Source organism: Micromonospora sp. CNZ322 (assembly GCF_007827755.1).
In genome coordinates this window covers 186857-205020 of record NZ_VITD01000009.1, presented here as the reverse complement: position 1 = coordinate 205020, position 18164 = coordinate 186857, and the positions used below count along the sequence as shown (strand labels likewise).

At 68.9% G+C, this 18164-nt stretch carries 15 protein-coding genes and 2 pseudogenes; 7 read left to right on the top strand and 10 right to left on the bottom strand.

From position 1 onward, the window contains the following. The first annotated feature begins 23 nt into the window (after positions 1–23). Positions 24–2255 carry a heavy metal translocating P-type ATPase gene (locus tag FB453_RS21960; RefSeq protein ID WP_145792974.1) on the top strand — a complete coding sequence of 744 codons (2232 nt, stop codon included), beginning with the start codon at positions 24–26 and terminating at the stop codon, positions 2253–2255. Positions 2256–2525: 270 nt separating this feature from the next. Beyond that, positions 2526–3755, top strand: a complete 1230-nt coding sequence (locus FB453_RS21955) for a S1 family peptidase (protein ID WP_145792972.1) — start codon at positions 2526–2528, stop codon at positions 3753–3755. A 228-nt stretch (positions 3756–3983) separates the two neighbouring features. Here FB453_RS21955 and FB453_RS21950 read toward each other — a convergent pair whose 3' ends face one another. The 4 genes and pseudogenes from FB453_RS21950 to cspE all read right to left on the bottom strand — a co-directional run bounded on the left by FB453_RS21950 (position 3984) and on the right by cspE (position 6316). Then, on the bottom strand, positions 3984–4643 hold the full coding sequence (locus FB453_RS21950; RefSeq protein WP_145792970.1) for a response regulator transcription factor: 660 nt from the start codon (positions 4641–4643) through the stop codon (positions 3984–3986). Between the two features lie 97 nt (positions 4644–4740). Next, positions 4741–4983: pseudogene (locus FB453_RS34990) on the bottom strand (two-component sensor histidine kinase); the annotation flags it as partial. Then, positions 4980–5816 (bottom strand): annotated as a pseudogene (locus FB453_RS21940) (CPBP family intramembrane glutamic endopeptidase). The pseudogenes FB453_RS21940 and FB453_RS34990, both read right to left, overlap by 4 nt. Positions 5817–6112: 296 nt before the next feature. Beyond that, positions 6113–6316, bottom strand: a complete 204-nt coding sequence (gene cspE, locus FB453_RS21935; RefSeq protein WP_043326981.1) for a transcription antiterminator/RNA stability regulator CspE — start codon at positions 6314–6316, stop codon at positions 6113–6115. A 506-nt stretch (positions 6317–6822) separates the two neighbouring features. On the opposite strand from cspE, the gene FB453_RS21930 reads away from it, so the two are divergent. Both FB453_RS21930 and FB453_RS21925 read left to right on the top strand, forming a co-directional pair. Next, the gene (locus FB453_RS21930; protein ID WP_091404692.1) at positions 6823–7299 is read left to right on the top strand and encodes a hypothetical protein; all 477 of its coding nucleotides are present in this window, start codon (positions 6823–6825) and stop codon (positions 7297–7299) included. Between the two features lie 34 nt (positions 7300–7333). Further along, positions 7334–9148, top strand: a complete 1815-nt coding sequence (locus FB453_RS21925) for a glycoside hydrolase family 15 protein (RefSeq protein ID WP_145792968.1) — start codon at positions 7334–7336, stop codon at positions 9146–9148. A 15-nt stretch (positions 9149–9163) separates the two neighbouring features. On the opposite strand, the gene FB453_RS21920 is transcribed toward FB453_RS21925, so the two are convergent. The 5 genes from FB453_RS21920 to FB453_RS21905 all read right to left on the bottom strand — a co-directional run bounded on the left by FB453_RS21920 (position 9164) and on the right by FB453_RS21905 (position 12192). Further along, complete coding sequence (locus FB453_RS21920; RefSeq protein ID WP_145792966.1) at positions 9164–9379, bottom strand: hypothetical protein; 216 nt, start codon at positions 9377–9379, stop codon at positions 9164–9166. A gap of 165 nt (positions 9380–9544) precedes the next feature. Further along, positions 9545–9706, bottom strand: a complete 162-nt coding sequence (locus tag FB453_RS34315; protein ID WP_186718436.1) for a hypothetical protein — start codon at positions 9704–9706, stop codon at positions 9545–9547. 111 nt (positions 9707–9817) lie between these two features. Then, a complete protein-coding gene (locus FB453_RS21915) occupies positions 9818–11017 on the bottom strand; it encodes a DUF6357 family protein (RefSeq protein ID WP_145792964.1) in 1200 nt (399 codons plus the stop codon). Between the two features lie 114 nt (positions 11018–11131). Further along, the gene (locus FB453_RS21910) at positions 11132–11848 is read right to left on the bottom strand and encodes a cation efflux transmembrane domain-containing protein (RefSeq protein WP_145792962.1); all 717 of its coding nucleotides are present in this window, start codon (positions 11846–11848) and stop codon (positions 11132–11134) included. Further along, positions 11848–12192 carry a metalloregulator ArsR/SmtB family transcription factor gene (locus tag FB453_RS21905; RefSeq protein ID WP_145793105.1) on the bottom strand — a complete coding sequence of 115 codons (345 nt, stop codon included), beginning with the start codon at positions 12190–12192 and terminating at the stop codon, positions 11848–11850. Before FB453_RS21905 ends, FB453_RS21910 begins: the two co-directional genes overlap by 1 nt. 544 nt (positions 12193–12736) lie before the next feature. Between FB453_RS21905 and FB453_RS34985 the strand changes: the two genes are divergently transcribed. Beyond that, the gene (locus FB453_RS34985; RefSeq protein ID WP_486480370.1) at positions 12737–14020 is read left to right on the top strand and encodes a metallopeptidase domain-containing protein; all 1284 of its coding nucleotides are present in this window, start codon (positions 12737–12739) and stop codon (positions 14018–14020) included. A 338-nt stretch (positions 14021–14358) separates the two neighbouring features. After that, on the top strand, positions 14359–15402 hold the full coding sequence (locus FB453_RS21895) for a LacI family DNA-binding transcriptional regulator (RefSeq protein ID WP_145792959.1): 1044 nt from the start codon (positions 14359–14361) through the stop codon (positions 15400–15402). A 7-nt stretch (positions 15403–15409) separates the two neighbouring features. Here FB453_RS21895 and FB453_RS21890 read toward each other — a convergent pair whose 3' ends face one another. Next, positions 15410–16432, bottom strand: a complete 1023-nt coding sequence (locus tag FB453_RS21890) for a LacI family DNA-binding transcriptional regulator (RefSeq protein WP_112602232.1) — start codon at positions 16430–16432, stop codon at positions 15410–15412. A gap of 345 nt (positions 16433–16777) precedes the next feature. Here FB453_RS21890 and FB453_RS21885 point away from each other — a divergent pair, with 345 nt between their 5' ends. Beyond that, a complete protein-coding gene (locus FB453_RS21885; RefSeq protein WP_145792957.1) occupies positions 16778–18076 on the top strand; it encodes an ABC transporter substrate-binding protein in 1299 nt (432 codons plus the stop codon). Positions 18077–18164 lie beyond the last annotated feature (88 nt).

Genomic DNA, 18164 nt, shown 5'->3' with positions numbered 1-18164 from the left:
TTGGGGGTGAGGAGGCGATGAGGATGTCGCACGAGGACGAGCACCACCCGATGCAGACCCCCGCCGAGACGGCGGACCGACACGGCCACGGTGATCACCGCAGCAGCCGAGAGGGCCCGCACGGACAGCCGGTACAGCCCGGCACCCACGACGGCCATGCCGGGCACGGTGGGCACGACGGCCATGCCGGGCACGGCGGGCATGACAAGCACGCCGGGCATGACCCGGAGATGTTCCGCCGTAAGTTCTGGCTGAGCCTGGTCTTGACGGTGCCAATCGTGGTGACCAGCCACATGGTGATGGAGTGGTTCGGCTATCGGCTGGACTTCCCGGGTGTCGACTGGGTGGGCCCGGTGCTGGGAACGGTGGTGTTCCTCTACGGCGGGTGGCCGTTCCTGCAGGGCGCGGTGCGGGAGGTCCGTGACCGGGCGCCGGGGATGATGCTGCTGATTGCGATGGCCATCACCGTCGCGTACGTGGCCTCGGCGGCGACCGCGCTGGGCGTGTTCGACCTGGACTTCTGGTGGGAGCTGGCGGCTCTGGTCACGATCATGCTGCTCGGGCACTGGCAGGAGATGAAGGCCATTGGCCAGGCCCAGGGCGCTCTGTCGGCCCTGGCCGCGCTGCTCCCCGACGACGCCGAACGCCTCGACGGTGACGGTCAACCCGAACGGGTCCGGGTCAGCGACTTGGGTGTCGGCGACCTGGTCCTGGTGCGCCCAGGTGGGCGGGTTCCAGCTGACGGGCGCATCACCGACGGCCGCGCGGAGTTGGACGAGTCGATGATCACCGGCGAGTCCCGGCCGGTCGGCCGCGACCGCGGCGACCGGGTGGTGGCCGGCACGGTCGCCACCGACGCGGCCATCCGGGTGCGCGTCGAGGCCGTCGGCGAGGACACCGCCCTGGCCGGCATCCAACGCCTGGTCGCGCAGGCCCAGCAGTCCAGCGGCAGGGCACAGGTCCTCGCTGACCGGTTTGCGGCCTGGTTGTTCTACATCGCCACCACCGCCGCCGCCGCGACGCTGCTGATCTGGACCCTGATCGGCAACCTCGACGAGGCAGTCGTCCGCACCGTCACGGTGCTGGTGATCGCCTGCCCGCACGCACTGGGCCTGGCCATCCCGCTGGTGATCGCCCTTTCGACCGCCGTGGCCGCGAAGGGCGGCATCCTGGTCAAGGACCGCCTGGCCCTGGAGCGGATGCGCACCATCGACACGGTGCTGTTCGACAAGACCGGCACCCTGACCCGGGGCGAGCACGTCGTCGCCGGTGTCGCCGCCACCGCCGGCGTCAGCGAGACCGACGTGCTGGCCGTCGCGGCGGCGGTGGAGGCCGACAGCGAACACCCCCTCGCACGGGCCATCGTCACCGCCGCCGCCCAGCAAGGCGCCCGACGCACCGCGACCGGTTTCCAGTCGCTGACCGGCCGTGGGGTGCGCGCCGACGTTGACGGCGTCAGTTACGCCGTCGGCGGACCCGCTCTGTTGCGCGAACTCGACGCCACGGCACCCGGCGACCTCGACGAGCACCGGGCCGAGTGGTCCCGGCGGGGAGCCGCGGTACTGCACCTGCTGCGCCTCGACGGCGAGCAGGCAAGTGTCATCGGCGCCCTCGCCCTCGAGGACCAGATCCGCCCCGAGGCGCGCCAGGCCATCACCGACCTACGCCAGCAGGGCATCCGCAAGATCGTCATGATTACCGGGGACGCGCGGCCGGTGGCCGAGGCGGTCGCCGCCGACCTGGGCTTCAGACCCGACGAGGACGAGGTGTTCGCCGAGGTGCTGCCCGCCGACAAGGACGAGGCGGTCGGTGCACTGCAACGCCGGGGCCTGCGGGTGGCGATGGTCGGTGACGGCGTGAACGACGCTCCCGCGCTGGCACGCGCCGACGTCGGCATCGCCATCGGCGCCGGCACCGACGTCGCGATCGAATCCGCGGGCGTCGTGCTCGCCTCCTCCGACCCGCGCGGGGTCACCGGAGTCATCCGGCTCTCGCGTGCCTCCTACCGCAAGATGATCCAAAATCTGGCCTGGGCCGCCGGCTACAACGTCGTCGCCCTGCCCCTGGCCGCCGGTGCCCTGGCGTGGGCCGGAGTGAGCCTGAGTCCCGCGGTCGCCGCGGTGCTGATGTCCGCCTCCACCATCGTCGTCGCGCTCAACGCCCAACTGCTACGCCGCGTGCAGTTACGCCACCCGGATGATTCAGCTGCGGATCGCGGGTCCGCAGCCCCGAAGGAACCGGCGCCGGCCCAATAACGTGATGCGCATTCGGCATGGGGCAGCAGGTGACATCGCGGCCGGACGGCTTGATGGGGGACCCACCCGCCGTTCGGGGGTGCCACGAGGTCGATGCGACCGGCTGGTTCGCCGGACCGAAGATCGACGCCGATCAACATGGCCCGAATTGAGGCGGATGAAGCGGCCCGGCAGGCAGTTATGACATAGATGGGATTACATGTCTTGCGTGATCTCAGGTATGAAGGCCGAAGGCACGTCTCGGTGCTGATTCCTGAGAAGGAGCGACAGATGAAACATGCCCTGCGCCGCCTACGAACGGGGGCAGTCGCGCTCGCTGCCTGCACACTCGGGCTGAGCCTGCTGTCGGTACCCGCCGCCGAGGCGTACTCGGTTGCCCCTCTCGCGCCACAATCCGAGCGGGCACCGGAATCGAACCAGTTCTCGGCAGAGGGTGTGACCACGATCGGTGAGCTCCGCACCGTCGACAGCTCCCTGTCCTACGCCCCCAACGGCGGGACACAGATCATTCAGCATCCCGGTGCCACCTACGTCAAGGTGCACTTCAACTCACTGCGACTGGCCCAAGGCGACTACGTCACCGTGTCGAGCCGCGACGGTAAGGAGAGCTACCGTTACGACCGCCACCTGAACCGGGCAACCGGTTCGGACTACACCACCGACGGACAGGCGGGTTTCTGGGCGATGTCGGTGGAGGGCGACACCGCCGTGGTGACACTGCACAGCAGCCGCCCCTCACGTGGCAGCGCCGCCACCATTGACCGGTTCTGGCGCGGATACGACCGCACGGAAATCGCCGCGCACAACTTCTCCACCCAGTCCGTGTGCAGCACCGACGCCCGCCGGGACGTGGTCTGCTACCAGAACAGCCACCCCACCGAGTACGCCCGCGGCAGGGCGGTGGCGCGGCTGCTGATCAGCGGCGGTGGACTGTGCACCACCTGGCGGGTCGGTAACACCAACCGGATGCTGACGAACAAGCACTGCTTCTCGACGCAGTCCGCCGTGAGCGGCAGCGAGATGCAGTTCAACTACCAGTGCGCCACCTGCGGCGGCGCGAATCCCGGCGCCGGCACCAAGGTCAGCGGTGCCACCCTCTACAGGGTGAGCAGCGGCGGCTCCAGCCAGCTGGATTACACCCTGTTCTCGGTCAACAACTTCGCCGCCATCCAGGGATTCGGCACGCTGTACCTGGCAACTACCGCCACCAGCAACGGCACCCGGATCTATGTCCCCGGGCACGGCGACGGCAGCGCGAAGCGGCTGTCGATCTACGAGGACACGCAGAACGGCGCGACCTGCGCCGTCCGGAACGCGAACTACAACACCTGGAACATCAGTTACAGCTGTGACACCTCCGGCGGCAACTCGGGTTCACCCGTGCTGAACGCCAGCCACCGTGTGATCGCCCTGCACCACCTCGGCGGTTGTCCGTCGAACCAGGGCGCGAAGGCGCACCTGATCTACAACGAGATCGCCAGCCTGATCGACAACGGCTGAGACGGTGGGCCGCCAATGCGCGCTCTGCGCCTTGGCGGCCCATCGGCAACCTCGCTACAGCGGCTCGGCTGGTCAGCACAACGACCTCGAAGAGCCCCGTCGGACGGCGATGGAGGGGCGCGGCCGGGATCCTCGGCAAGGATTTCGAGATCGAGGACGACAAGCAACTCCCCACGGTACGGGTCGTGCTGCTCGTGCGCCGAACACCGCAGTGAAGTAGCGGGTCGCTCAGGTCACCAGGCCCCGGCGGTACGCGTACACCACGGCCTGCACCCGGTCGCGCAGGTCGAGCTTGGTGAGGATGCGGGACACGTACGTCTTGACCGTCTCCTGGCTGATCACCAGGGCCGCGGCGATCTCGCTGTTGGCGCGCCCCTCCGCGATGAGCCGGAGCACCTCCAGCTCGCGTGGGGCCAGCGCGCCGCCGTCCGGGTCACCCTCGGCCGGGCGGATGCGGGCCGCGTACCTGCCCACCAGCTGCCGGGTCACCTCCGGGGCAAGCAGCGCGGCGCCCGTCGCCACCGTGCGGATGCCGTGGAGCAACTGCGCCGGTGGGGCGTCCTTGAGCAGGAAGCCGCTGGCGCCCGCGCGCAGCGCCTCGTAGACGTACTCGTCGAGGTTGAACGTCGTCACCACGAGGACCTTCACCGGCACGGGGACCCCCGCGCCGGCCAGCAGGCGGGTCGCCTCGATGCCGTCGAGCACCGGCATCCGGATGTCCATCACCACCACGTCCGGCCGAAGCCGAGAGGCCAGGTCGACTGCTGCGCGCCCGTCGCCGCACTCGCCGACGATCTCCATGTCGGGCTGGGCGTCGATGATTGTCGCGAATCCGGCGCGGATCAGCTCCTGATCGTCGCAGACGAGCACCCGGACCGGCGCGGTCACGACGGGTTTCCAGCCGGGAGCCGGGCCCGCACGAGGAAGCCGCCGGAAGCCTGCGCACCGGCGCTGAAGTCGCCACCGAGGACGGTGACCCGCTCGCGGAGACCAGCGCGAGGCAGACGGCCGGCCACCGACGCCTTACGGCCAGCGGCAGGCACTCCAGGGCGACGACACCGATGGTCAGCGCATCGTACGGGCGGTCCGGGAGGTCGCCGAGCTGCGTGCCCTGTCGCTCCAGGGCCGGGACCACCGTCGCGAGGGCGAGGGCCAGGGCGATCGGGAGATCCCGGACCGTGATCGGCCACTGCCGCCACAGATCCGGGAGCCTCCGGAGCTTGATCACTGGGTGACTGTAGCGGTTGCCGGGGCCTGCGCCGTGCGGTGGCGGCGAGGGATGATGTGCCCGCGGCGCTTGGCCAGCCACAGGAATACCGCGGTCAGCACCACGCCGGCCAGCACCGCGTACAGGCTGCTCTCCGGCCCGAAGTCGCCACCGCTCAGCGCGACCGGCCCCGACGTCGAGGCCTCGATCAGCCCTTTTGACTCGCCGTTGCCTGAGACCACGACGCTGAAGATGCCGCCGGCGGCGAAGTTCCAGCCGAAGTGCAGGCCGATCGGGACCCACAGGTTCCGGGTGGCGGCGTAGCAGGCGGCCAGCATGAACCCGGCCTCGATGGCGATGGCGGTCGCCCCCCACACTGTGGCGTGCGGGTTCATCAGGTGGATCGCGCCGAACACCACGCCGGTCAGGGCGAGAGCGATCCAGGTGCCCGTGCGCTCCTCGATGATGCGGAACAGCACCCCCCGGAAGATCAGCTCCTCGGTGACGGCGGCGGCCGCCATGAACCCGAGCAGACCCAGCGCTCCCGTCGGCGAACCCTAGGCCTCGACGTGGTAACCGCCGAGGAACGCGATGTTGGCGATGACGGCCGCGAACATGGCGAAGCCGATGAGCGTCCCGCGGCCCAGCTTCCGGCCCCAGCCGTCCAGGCGGAGCTCGGTCGGCTCACGGCGCTCGGTGCGCCGCACGACCCACCGGTAGACGACCACGCCCAGCACTGCCGTCGCAGCGCCGATCACCAAGGTGAGGAAGAAGCTGCCCTCGACGGCGGCGACGCTCTGCCAGCCGACGAGGGCGGCGACGGTGACGGCGAGAAGCTGTTTGACGAATCGCATGGCGACTCCTTCGTAGACCACGACCGGAGCGCCGCGGACACGAAGAAACCTATGATCTTCCGCCGCCACAATCGTCACCGTGCAGTGGACACTTGCGGGTAGCTCGCACGGGGGACAAGAAACCGCTCGGGAGCCCAGACAACCTCGGCGTCAACCGGAACACCGTGGTGAAGGCGTACGCCACGTTGCGCGAGATGGGGATGATCGAAGACCATTTTGAGATGCCGTGGTGAGCGCATGAAACGCCGAACGGCGGCCCGCTGAATCAGTCGGGCCGCCGTTCGCAGAGTGTGAAATCAGAGCGGGCGGATGTTCTCCGCCTGCGGGCCCTTCTGGCCCTGGGTGACGTCGAACTCCACCTTCTGGTTCTCGTCGAGGCTGCGGAAGCCGCTCGCCGAGATCGCGGAGAAGTGGGCAAAGACGTCGGCGCCGCCGTCGTCCGGGCTGATGAAGCCGAAGCCCTTGTCGGCGTTGAACCACTTCACGGTACCTGTAGTCATGTCTGCTCCTCGCAGGCTGTCAGAGACCGCACTGTGCGGACCCTTACGCCGCCGCGTTGATCACCCGCGTCGAAACGACACGAAAAACGAAAAGCGCCTGGAGGGGTTTCTGATACCCCATCAGGCGCTGGTAAACGTCTACGGAAATCAAAACTGCAACTCGGTTACCGTAGCACATGATCCCTCGTCGATCCCGTCGAGGTGAGTGGACGTCCCGGCGGCCGACCACACCTGAACGCGGGCGCGCTGCACGCCTCGCTGGCCGGCGACGAGGCGAAGGCGACCTCACCGACGACCCGGTGAGGTGCCATCCGACGATTCCAGTCGACCGGACAGTTCGGTGGCTTATGGTGAAAGGCCGGCGCTTCCAGCGCCGTGCGACGTCCGGATCCGGACCACAGACCTTCACGTTGTCCAGCCGAAGGGCGGATCCATGACCGAGAAGACGTCGCGGTGCCGCGTGCCGACCGGCGCCGCCGACGCGCGCGGCGTCCAGCACGGCTGAGATGGACTGGGCCGGATGGGCGTTGTTCGGGTTGGTCGCCACCGCCGTGCTGACCGCCGCGCTGATCACCGCTCAACTGGCCGGCCTCACCCGCCTCGACTTTCCCCTGGTGCTCGGGACCCTGGTCACCGAGGACCCCGACCGGGCCCGAGTCGTCGGTTTTTTCATCCACCTCTGCGCCGGTCAGGGCTTCGCTCTCGGCTACGCGGCCACGTTCGCCCTGCTGCACCGCGCCACCTGGTGGATCGGTGCCCTGCTCGGAACCGTCCACGTCGGAATCGCCCTGACGGTCCTCCTGCCGCTGCTTCCGGGGGTCCACCCGCGCATGGCCTCCCAACGGGCAGGTCCGGCCAGCACGGCCGTGCTGGAGCCGCCCGGCCTGTTCGGCGTCAACTACGGCATCCAGACTCCAGCGGTCGTGGCTGTCGTGCACGTCTTCTACGGGGTGGTCCTCGGGCTGCTCCTTCGGGCCCACTGACCCGCGTCCCGCGACTCGTCAGGAAGCGATCACCATGACCGGTGGACACGACAGGAAGCGTCCCCGGCCCCTGGCGCCGATCAGCGACTACGGGCTGCTGGGTGACACCCGCACCGCCACTCTCGTCGACGGTGACGGCGGGATCGACTGGCTCTGCGTGCCCCGCTTCGACGGCGAGCCCCTGTTCGGCCGGCTGGTCGGGGGCCCCGACGCGGGGACGTTCCGGTTCGGCCCGGCCCGACCGGCCACGGTCGTCGAACGGCGCTACCGGCGGCACACCGCCACCCTGGAGACGACGTGGGAGGTACGCGGCGGGCGGCTCACCCTCACCGAGGGGATGGTGGCCGAGGTCAGCGGTCGCCTGCTGCCCACGACACTGGTCGTGCGGCGCCTGTCGACCGATGATTCGGCGGTCGACGCCGTCGTCGAGTTCGACCCCCGCTTCGGTGTACGGCACCGCCGGCCACGAGTCCAGCACCGCCGCCAGGCGCTGGTGTGTCAGTGGGGGTCGCTCGCGGTCTCCCTGGGCAGCGCGCCGCGGCTCTCCATCGAGCCAGGCCGCCCCACCTCGATCACGGTCAGCCCGGGCCGTCCGGTCACTCTCGTGCTTGCCGTGGCGCACCGCGAACCGCTGATCCACGTCGACCCGGCAGCGGCCTGGGACCTTTTGACCGAGGACGAGGACCGCTGGCGGGACTGGACTGCGGAGATCGACCCGTCACTGCCTTTCCGGGAACACGTCGTTCGAAGCCTGCTGACCCTGCGGCTACTGACGTACTCGCCCTCACGAGCCCCGGTGGCCGCACCCACCACGTCTCTGCCGGAGGATCCCGGCGGGGTACGGAACTGGGACTACCGCTATGTCTGGCCCCGAGACGCCAGCATCGGCGTCAGCGCCTTCCTCAGCGTCGGCAAGCCCGACGAGGCACAGGGTTTCCTCGCCTGGCTGCTGCACGCCAGCCGGCTACAGCGGCCACGCCTACCGGCGCTGCTCACCCTTCACGGCCGCCGGGTACCCGCCGAACGGGAACTGCCCGGCTGGCCGGGCTATCTCGGCAGCGTCCCGGTACGGGTCGGCAACGGCGCCGCCGGGCAACACCAACTCGACGGCTACGGCTGGGTGATCGACGCCGCCTGGGCGTTCGTGCAGGCCGGGCACCGTCTCTACACCGAGACATGGCGGGCGATACGCGGCTTCGCCGACATCGTCGCCCGTTACTGGCAGGAGCCCGACGCCGGCATCTGGGAGGTTCGCGAACCTGCCCAACACGTGCACTCCAAGCTCATGGGGTGGCTCGCCCTGGATCGAGCCCTGCGCATCGCCGACACCCACCCCCTGTCCGGCCGCCGACGTCGACGTTGGCAGGAAGCACGAGATGCCATCGCCGCCGAGGTACGGACATCCGGCTTCAACCCGACGGCGGGCAGTTACGTCCGCAGCTACGGCTCCGACGCCCTCGACGCGGCCCTGCTCGTCCTGCCGCTGCTGGACATGGACAGCGTCGAGTCGCCCCGTGTGCAGGGCACCATCAACGCCATTCGGGAGCGGCTCTCCGCCGGCGGTCCGCTGCTCTACCGCTATCCGCCGGGAAGTGACGGCTTCCACGGCGCCGAGGGGGCGTTCCTGCCGTGCTCGTTCTGGCTGGTGCAGGCCCTCGCCCGCACCGGGCGCCGCACCGAGGCGATCGAACTGTTCCAGTCCATGCTCGACCACGCCAGCCCACTCGGGCTCTACGCCGAAGAGTTGGACCCGGCGACCGGCGCTCACCTCGGCAACTACCCCCAGACACTGACCCACGCCGCGCTCGTCCAGGCCGCGCTCGCCATTCGCGACGCCGCCGCTGGCTAGGTTGCCAGACCCCGGCTAGGAATCGGGGCGCTCCAGCGAGATCTCGACGAGGCCGTCGGCGGCGTAGCCGAGCCGTATCCGCACCCCCTCTACGAGGAACTCTTCGGAAGCTGCCTGCGCCGGGTCGCCCAGGATCGCCCACGCTTGCTCGCGATCGCTGCCCACTGTCAGTCCGGCGATCAGCGCGGCGGGACGCGGATATGCGCCGTCGCCGACGAGGCGAAACGTCATGCTGCTCACGTCGGCAGGACCGACCGCGATCAGCGCTGTGCCGGCGGCGAGGCTGTGCGAGATCTCGACCTGCTCGCTGTCAGCCGGCTCACCCAGCGCATCGATGTGCCACCAGAGCTCGCCCGCGAACCGAGGAGGGATCAGGCGCTCCCGGCACGAGAACCATCACGCTGGTCGCCACGCCGCGCCGCTCGGGTGGAAGAGGCGCAGGTCGTCATGCTGGCCCTGCCAGCACTCGCCTTGGAACTGCCAGAGTGCCTCGCTGTCGATGAGCGCTGTGGCGTACCGCTCGTCGAAGTAGCCCGTCGAGGGCGGCGGTGACCTCAACAAATCTCGCTTCGAACGCCCATCTTCGTGACCACCCGGCGGCTCTTCGGGAGGTGTGCCGATGACGTCCCATGCCATTGTCCGCGCACCGTCGGGGGCGCAGCGCGACGATCACGCCCAGTGCCCGAGTTCGGCGTCGACGCGGGGGTCGGAGCGCACCCACACGTCGCCGCTGCCGGATCCAGCCGGGGCGTCGACGCGCTCGAGCCCGAGGGCCTGGATCAGACTCAGCAGCTCGTCGCGAGCCTCGCCCGCCTCCTCAAGCGTGCGGCAATCGAAGAAGACGTAGTGCACACCCCAGGGATCGTTGTAGCCCGAGTCGGCCCAGATGCGACAGAACCGGTCAACGGCATCCCGGTCGAGCGGCGCGGTCAGTGACGGCTCGCCGCTCAGCGCCGCAGCTGCGGCGAAGCCGCGCGCGATGTCATCGTCGCTCCACCGTGGCGCTGCCTGCGCGACTGCGGCAGGCGTGAAGTCCTCCAACGCGAGCAAGCGCTCCAGCAGCCTGCCGACCTGGGCATCCTCGACGCCCAGCTGGTCCTCCTGCAACCGCACCAGCAAGCCCTCGGACATCATGCAGGGGCCCGAGTACGTGAAGATGCCGGTGGCTGCCACGAGCATGCCGCCGTTCGGATGTGCGCTGGTGCGGACGGTGCCCGGCTGTGGCATGTGCCGCACCAGCGCGAGCAGGTCAGGCGGCACGCCGTCGTACAGCGCGGCCCGCGCATGGGCGTCGTCGATGGAGGCCAGAGGGCTCCCGCTGTCAAACGTGACCACCAGGCCGCGACCGCCGGCGGCGAACCACCCGTCGACGGAGTCACCACTGCCGTCGCCGAACCCGTAGTGCGTAAAGCCCGCGACCGTCGTCGGCTCGCGCCCGTCGATGTAGGTCAGGACGGCCAGTCGACGGCACAGCTCGCGTGGGTGGGTCCGTCGGAGCACCGACCTATCGAAATCGAGTCGGAGCTGTGTACGCATGGCGCTGGGCACGTCCGGCCACCATGGGCCGTACCGGCCGAGCTTGACGAAGCCGCCGCGGATGAACATGAACGCGAGCTTGCGAAAGTCGCCGGCGTTGACGAGGCGGAACTCTGTGCGCGAATCCTGCCCCCCGGTGACCCGTGCGACGATCCCGTGGTCGAGCCAGAGGATCAGTCCCTCGTCGCGCTCATCAGTGATGCAGAACGACGCGTTGTCGTCAGCACGATGCTCATCGATGAACTCCAGGAACGCGCCGAGCGCGTCTGTCGGGTCGCCAGGGACCCACTCCCGCTCGTTGTCCTTGTCGTCGCTGAAGGTCAGGGATCGCATGCCATCCTCGGTGCTTCGGGCCTCATACGCTTACTGCCAAGGCCAGACGTTGAAGCGGAACTCTCCCACGTCGCCGTCCGCCATCATGCCTGTCGTGCCTTGCGCATGCCCCGGTCAGCGGGTGTCGGTGGTGCAGCACCCGTCGGTGGATCCGTTGGCGTCGCTGCGGTCGGCGGGGGAGCGCAGGGCGGCGCCGGGGACGCAGCAGGTGTCGCCACGCCATGCTTCGCGGCCTTCCTTGACCGCGACAGCGGCGATGATCAGAGCGGCGCTGGGGTCGGCCCACCACCAGCCGAACAGCGAGTTGACCGCGAGCCCGACCAGCAGCACCGCCGAGAGGTACGTGCACAGCAGGGTCTGCTTGGAGTCCGCGACGGCCGACGCTGACCCGAGTTCGCGTCCTGCGTGGCGTTGTGCGGCGGACAGGATCGGCATCACCGCCAGGGACACCGCGGCCAGGACCAGACCGATCGTGGAGTGTTCTGCCCGGTCGACGCCGACGAGCGCGCGCACCGATTCGACGGACACGTAGGCGGCGAGGACGAAGAACGACAACGCGATGATCCGCAGCGCGGCGCGTTCCCGGCGTTCATGGTCGGGGCCGGAGAACTGCCAGGCCACGGCAGCGGCGGAGGCCACCTCGATGACGGAGTCCAGCCCGAACCCGATCAGCGCGGTCGAGGAGGCGACCCTGCCGGCGCTGATGGCGATGACCGCCTCGATCACGTTGTAGGTGATCGTCGCGGCGACGAACAGGCGCACCCGTCGGATCAGGATCGAGCGCCGGGCCGGTGAGGGGCCAACCGACATCAGCGGAAGTGGCGTGTTCATCAGCAGCACGCCTCGGATTCGGCGGCCGGGCAGGCGGCTGGGTCGACGGCCAGGACCAGACCGAGCAGGTCTCCGAGGGCGTGCGTGAGCCGGGCGTCGGCGAGTTCGTAGCGGCTGCGGCGGCCTTCGGGCACGGCGACGACGAGGCCGCAGCCGCGCAGGCATGCCAGGTGGTTGGAGAGGTTCTGCCGGCTGGTGCCCAGCAGGTCCGCGAGCTCTGCCGGATAACCGGGCCCGTCGCGTAGCGCGAGCAGGAGCCGGGCGCGAACCGGGTCTGACAGGGCATGACCGAAACGGGCCAGGACCTGCCCATGCGTCAGCGTCTCCACCCGACTACCGTACATCAGTCTGTGAATTAATGTGACGCTGAACTGTGCGCGCCACCGTGGGATCCACGACTGAACATTGGGCTCGATCTGATCGGCCAGCACGGCGCTGATGGCGCGACGAACGCGGGCCAGCGCGAATCAATCACCGAAAGACTTTCGAAACTGATGACTGGCCGACAGGGGGTCGGGCGTCTCCCCTGTGAAAGGCCACGATGTCGGTGCGACTACTGCGGAAGCGTGCGGGGGCGACGGTTTCACAGTCGATGTAGCTAGCCAAGTTGACGCCTTGCCGAAAAGGTTTCCGTACGGCAGGGTGGGCCAGGGCATCGAAGAATGTAACTGCCGAGAGTGCTGACGCAAGGCGTCCGCACCACCGGTGGTCGGCCGTCGGGTCGACTGGCGATGCCGGGACGTCGGCCGACGCGGGGCGTCAGCAGGCGATGGCTGGGTTCGTGCCGACGGCGTTGCCGGCCTGACCGCACCCATCAGGTCGCGCTCGCCGAGGAACGGGCCGGCCGGACTTCCATAACCGACTCATGTCTATTGAAAGGAGTGTGAGATGACCTGGAATCGACGGGTCTCGACATCGTTGGCGGTCCTGGCCCTGTGCACCTCCAACCTGCTGGTGGCCGGTGCGGCGCAAGCCGCTCCCGGGGACAACCTGGCGTGGAACGCCACCGCGACAGCCTCCTACACCTCGTCCTGGGAAAACCTGGCGGCGGTCAAGGACGGAGTTGATCCGCCCCGTTCCAACGACACCACCAACCCCCGGTGGGGCACCTGGCCGCAGACCGGCACCCACTGGGTCGAGCTGACCTGGCCCACCGCCCAGACGGTCCGCGCGGTGGACGCGTACTTTTTCGACGACCAGGGCGGTGTTCGGCTGCCGTCGGCCTGGCGGGTGCAGTCCTGGTCCGGCAGCGCCTTCGCCGACGTTCCTGGCGCCAGCGGCTACCCGGTGGCCGCCGACAGGTACAACCGGGTGTCCTTCACCGCAGTCAACACCACCCGCCTGCGGATTCAACTGACCTCCAACGGCACCTCCTCGGTAGGCCTGTTGGAGGTCAAGGCGCACACCAACCCGCCCACGGCCCCGCCTTCGCCGGGTTGGAACCCGCCGGCCAACCTGGTGAGTCCGCTCGGTCAGGTGTGGACGCATCAGGAGCAGACTTACAACAACCTGTATGGGTTCCGGAACTACGGTTGGGATCAGGTCTTCGCGAACCGGGGGTACCTCAACGTCTGTGTGCGGTGGGACTCCAGCGCAACGGTGAGCGCCGCGCAGCGTGATCAGGTGCATGCGGCATTGGCTCGGCAGTACAAGAAGTGGTTCGACCTGATGGTCGGGCACAACGCCTGGCCGTACAGCGAGGTGCCGGTGCGGGTCGTCGGGTGGGCGGTTCGGGACCGGGCGCAGTTGCAGTGGTCGGACACGTCGGTGGACATCTACGTCAACAACATTCGGGAGAACGCGCCGCAGTGCGCCGAGCCGTGCGGGCGGTTCTTCAACCAGAGTGGGCAGTACCCGAACTGCCCGGGTGGTGCGTCCCGGCACTATGACCAGTCGTTGTGGTTGACCGACGGGTTCGGCGGCGGCGCAGGAGGCGACTGGGGTCAACGGATGGGCCGTGAGTACTTCATGAACAACCTCAATGCCGCGAACATGCACATTCTGCTGCACGAGATCGGTCACACCTTCGGCCTCGACGACTTCTACGACTGGACTCCCAGTGGTGTCGGGGGGTTCCTGATGAAGGCCGGTAGCGCCAGCACGATCACCGAGTTCGACACCTGGATGTTCCGCGACTGGTGGCGACACCTGAAGGACCGCTACGGCTACTGACCGCAGGCAAGACGGCGGCTGACCACCGCCGCGGCGAATGGCCCGCGGATGCAGCCCGCCCTCATCGGACCGACGCCGCGATCGCTGGCCGGGCTTCATGGCCCGTACACAAGTCGTGGTGCCAGTCACCGGCGCCGCCCCCGGGTCCGGCCTGCGCCGGACCCGGGGCACGGGCATCTTGCCGAAACCCTTTTCGGCAGCCATTCTCGGAGGCTGGACCGTGGATTGACTGAAGCCGAGGAGAGTGGGTTGTGGTCAAGGTGAACGCCCCCGAAACGGTGGACGACCCATGGTCGGACGCCTCCACCCGACCGGCCGGGTGGCCCGGACGACCCATCATGCGTGACGTCGCCGAGCTGGCGGGGGTGTCCACCCAGACGGTTTCCCGGGTCATCAACCGGCACCCACACGTCACGGCCGCAACCCGGCAGCGGGTTGTCGACGCGATGCGAAAGTTGGACTACCGGCGGAATCCCGCCGCTCGCGCGCTGGTCACGCGGCGCTCCGGCACCTTGGGGATCATCGGTTACGAGAGTCCGTTGTTCGGGCCGACCTCGATGTTGTATGCGATCGAGGGCGCGGCCCGGGCGGCGGGCTACTTCGTGAGCGTTGCCAGTGTTCGTCATCTGGATCGCGGGTCGGTGCTCGACGCGGTCGACTGGTTGTCTCAGCAGTCGGTCGAGGGGGTGATCGCTATCGCGCCGAAGTCGGCGATGGCTGGCGCGTTGGCGGAGGCGTCGCCGGGGATCGCCTGCGTGACCGTGGGTGGGGGCAGTATCGATGCGGTGCCGAGTGCGCGGATCGACAACGTCGCCGGGGCGCGGTTGGCCACCCGGCACTTGCTGGACCTGGGGCACCGCACCGTTCACCACGTGGCGGGTCCGGGCGACTGGCCGGAGGCCAGCGAGCGGTTGCGGGGTTGGCGTGCGGCGTTGCGAGAGGCGGGTCGGCCGGTCCCCGCCGTGGTGTCTGGGGACTGGAGTGCCCGGGCGGGGTATGAGCAGGGCCAGCGGATGGCGGCCGATTTGTGCGTGACGGCCGTGTTCTGCGCGAGTGACCAGTTGGCTCTGGGCGTGCTGCGGGCCCTGCACGAGGCCGGTCGGCGGGTCCCGGAGGACGTCAGTGTGGTGGGGTTCGACGGCGCCCTTGACGGAGCGCACTATCTGCCGCCGCTGACCACGGTGCGCCAGGACTTCTCCGAGCTCGGCCGGCTCAGCCTGGGGCTCCTGCTGTCCCAACTTGAGCAGATCGAGGGCGCCCCGACACAGACACGACAGCTGCTCGCGCCTGAGCTGGTGGTCAGGCGTAGTACCGCTGTGCCCACCCGCCCCCTGGGGTCGCCGAACGCCTCGCCATTCACCGCGGCGCCGTCGCCCTGCTGAGGCGCGGCTACCGGGGGAGCGCGGGTCCGGTGGATTCGCGTACGACGAGACGGCCGTGCTGGCGGATGACGCCGGAGTTGGCGTTGCCGTCGAGGGCCGCGAGGAGATGATTGACCGCGGTCGCGCCGAGTTGTTCGAGGTTGAGGTCGACAGTGGTGAGAGGCGGGCGGCACTCGGCCGCGAAGTCCTCCCAGTTGTCGTAGCCGACGATCGCCACGTCCTCGGGGATCCGTCGACCCAGGTCGCGGAGGGCGTCGGCGACCCCGGCGGCGACCTGGTCATTGCCGCAGAAGATCGCGTCGACGTCGGGGCAGGCGGCCACCAGCAGACGCGCCGCGTGCCGGCCCCACCGCTGCGACCACTCGCCGAACAGGGGATCGTTGGCGGGCGAGAGGCCAGCATCGTCGAGGACCGCCCGAAGTCCGGCCGCCCGGTCCCGGGCGGCGCGGTAGCTGTCCGGTCCGGTGATGTGCCCGATTCTGCGTCGACCATGCAGGACCAGGTATTCGGCTGCGAGCCGGGCGCCGCCCTCGTCATCCGCGATGATCGACAGATCTCGTGGGTCGACTGACTCGGCATAGGCGTAGACCACCGGGACGGGGATGTCCTGGGTCAGTGACGGGCTGACGTCGTTGCTGTCCCCGACGACGATGAACCCGTCGACCTGACGTGCCAACAGGGTGCGTATGTAGTGCTGGCGGCGGATGGCGTCACCGCGGGCGTCGCAGAGCAGGACTGACATCTGGCCGTTGCCGAGGGCATTCTCCGCGCCGAGCAGGATCGGGATCGAGAACCGCCCGCCGAGTTCGTCGGTGAGCAGCCCGACTGTGCGGGTGCGCCCGGAGATCAGCCCGGATGCCAGCACGTTCGGTTGGAAGCGTAGATCGGCGGCCGCACGTATCACCCGCTCTCGGGTGTCCGCAGCGACCTCGGCGCGGCCGTTCAGCGCCTTCGATGCGGTGGCGACGGAGACGCCGGCGCGATTCGCCACATCGCTAAGCGTCACCGACTGTGATCGTCGTCGCCCCACCGAAATCCTTTCGCAAGGTTTTAGGGCCGCCCACCGGGGGTGGCTCCCGCTCGTTTTGCGAGTAAGCGTAGAGCTTAGAGCGGTTGCGGGGAAGCGGCGGGCGGTGCCGAAAGGTGTTTCGGATTTACCCGCGTGACATCTTGCCGAAATCGATTTCGTGCGCCACGCTAGCGGCGAAAAAGTGACACGCATGACTCGGACGCAGCGGTGACGACGTGGCGGGCGAGCGGTGCCGGCGGGAGGCGAGGGCGCGATGGGGACATCCGGGCAGCCCGCACGGGATCGCCGGCTTACGGAGGCCATGCAACGGCTTCCTCGGAACGATGGACCCAAGGGAGACAGATCATGAGGAGAGCCCTGGGCAGGCGAACTGCCCTACGTTCGCTGGCCGGAGCGCTGGTGGCGACGCTGACTCTCGGTGTGGCGGCCTGCACCGGCGACGACCCGACCGGCCCGAGCGCCGCCGAGGCTGGGCCCAACGGCGTCGACGACGGCACCGAACTCACCATGTGGACCCGCGCGCCTCTGGAAAAGCAGGCGAAACTCCTGGTGGAGGCGTACAACGCCAGCCACCAGAACAAGGTCAAGCTGACCGTCGTTCCCAACGACGACTACGTCGCGAAGGTCGGTGCTGCCTCCGGCTCGGGTGCCCTTCCGGACCTCTTCGCCGCCGACATCGTCTACGTGAAGAACTGGGTGAACCAGGGGCTGTTTCAGGACATCAGCGCGAACATCAACGGCCTCAGCTTCAAGGACTCGATCAACAAGGGGCACCTGTCGGCCGGCAAGCTTGACGGCAAAGAGCACGTCCTGCCCTTCGTGCTGGACCTGTCGATGCTGTTCTGGAACAAGCAACTGTTCAAGGACGCCGGGCTGGACCCGGAGAAGGCCCCGACGACACTCGACGATTACGCCGCTGCGGCCAAGGCGGTCCAGGCGACGAAGAAGAACGGCGTCTACGGCACGGCAGCCGGGCTGAACTGCGGCGGCTGTCTGGTCTTCACCTGGTTCCCGTCGGTCTGGGCCAGCGGAGGTCAGGTGTTGAGCGCGGAGGGTACCGAATCCAAACTCGCCGACGAGACCGCCCAGAAGGTCTACCGCACCTGGCACGACCTGTGGAAGTCCGGCGCGGTGCTGCCCGCCTCGGCGGGGGAGACGGGCCCGACCTGGACCGCCGCGTTCACCGAGGGCAAGGTCGGGCTGATGTTCTACCCGGCGACGTTGCTTTCGTCGACGCCGTTCGAGGTCGGTGTTGCTGCCATCCCCGGCCCCAACGGTGGCGGCTCCACCTTCGTCGGTGGGGACGGGATCGGCGTCTCGAAGGACTCGAAGAAGGCGCCGCAGGCATGGAGCTTCCTGAGCTGGATGATGTCCGAGGACGCCCAGGTCGAGGTGCTGGCGAAGAACAAGGACGTGGTGGCGCGGGCCGACCTCGCCAACAACAAGTACGCCGTGGCGGACCCACGACTGGTCACCATCAACGAGGCGGCCGGCAAGGGTGACACGCCCGTGGCGCTGAACTTCCAGCAGGCGTTCAACGCGCCAGGCAGCCCGTGGCTGACCCTCGTCCGCAACCAGGTGCTCAACGGTAGCGGCGACATCCAGAAGGACAACGCCGAGATCACCGCCGTGCTCAAGCAGTAGCCGATCCCGACAGGCGGGTGCCGAATGTGCTGGCGGCCGGCACCCGCCTGCGGTAGCACCCGTCCGTTGGCTCTCACCTGAAGGACAA

Bases quoted from the DNA above. Each gene is read 5' to 3' on its own strand.
- FB453_RS21960 (WP_145792974.1), top strand. From the start codon at position 24: ATGTCGCACGAGGACGAGCACCACCCGATGCAGACCCCCGCCGAGACG.
- FB453_RS21955 (WP_145792972.1), top strand. From the start codon at position 2,526: ATGAAACATGCCCTGCGCCGCCTACGAACGGGGGCAGTCGCGCTCGCT.
- cspE (WP_043326981.1), bottom strand. From the start codon at position 6,316: ATGACTACAGGTACCGTGAAGTGGTTCAACGCCGACAAGGGCTTCGGC.
- FB453_RS21930 (WP_091404692.1), top strand. From the start codon at position 6,823: ATGGACTGGGCCGGATGGGCGTTGTTCGGGTTGGTCGCCACCGCCGTG.
- FB453_RS21925 (WP_145792968.1), top strand. From the start codon at position 7,334: ATGACCGGTGGACACGACAGGAAGCGTCCCCGGCCCCTGGCGCCGATC.
- FB453_RS21920 (WP_145792966.1), bottom strand. From the start codon at position 9,379: ATGACGTTTCGCCTCGTCGGCGACGGCGCATATCCGCGTCCCGCCGCG.
- FB453_RS21915 (WP_145792964.1), bottom strand. From the start codon at position 11,017: ATGCGATCCCTGACCTTCAGCGACGACAAGGACAACGAGCGGGAGTGG.
- FB453_RS21910 (WP_145792962.1), bottom strand. From the start codon at position 11,848: ATGAACACGCCACTTCCGCTGATGTCGGTTGGCCCCTCACCGGCCCGG.
- FB453_RS21905 (WP_145793105.1), bottom strand. From the start codon at position 12,192: ATGTACGGTAGTCGGGTGGAGACGCTGACGCATGGGCAGGTCCTGGCC.
- FB453_RS34985 (WP_486480370.1), top strand. From the start codon at position 12,737: ATGACCTGGAATCGACGGGTCTCGACATCGTTGGCGGTCCTGGCCCTG.
- FB453_RS21895 (WP_145792959.1), top strand. From the start codon at position 14,359: ATGCGTGACGTCGCCGAGCTGGCGGGGGTGTCCACCCAGACGGTTTCC.
- FB453_RS21885 (WP_145792957.1), top strand. From the start codon at position 16,778: ATGAGGAGAGCCCTGGGCAGGCGAACTGCCCTACGTTCGCTGGCCGGA.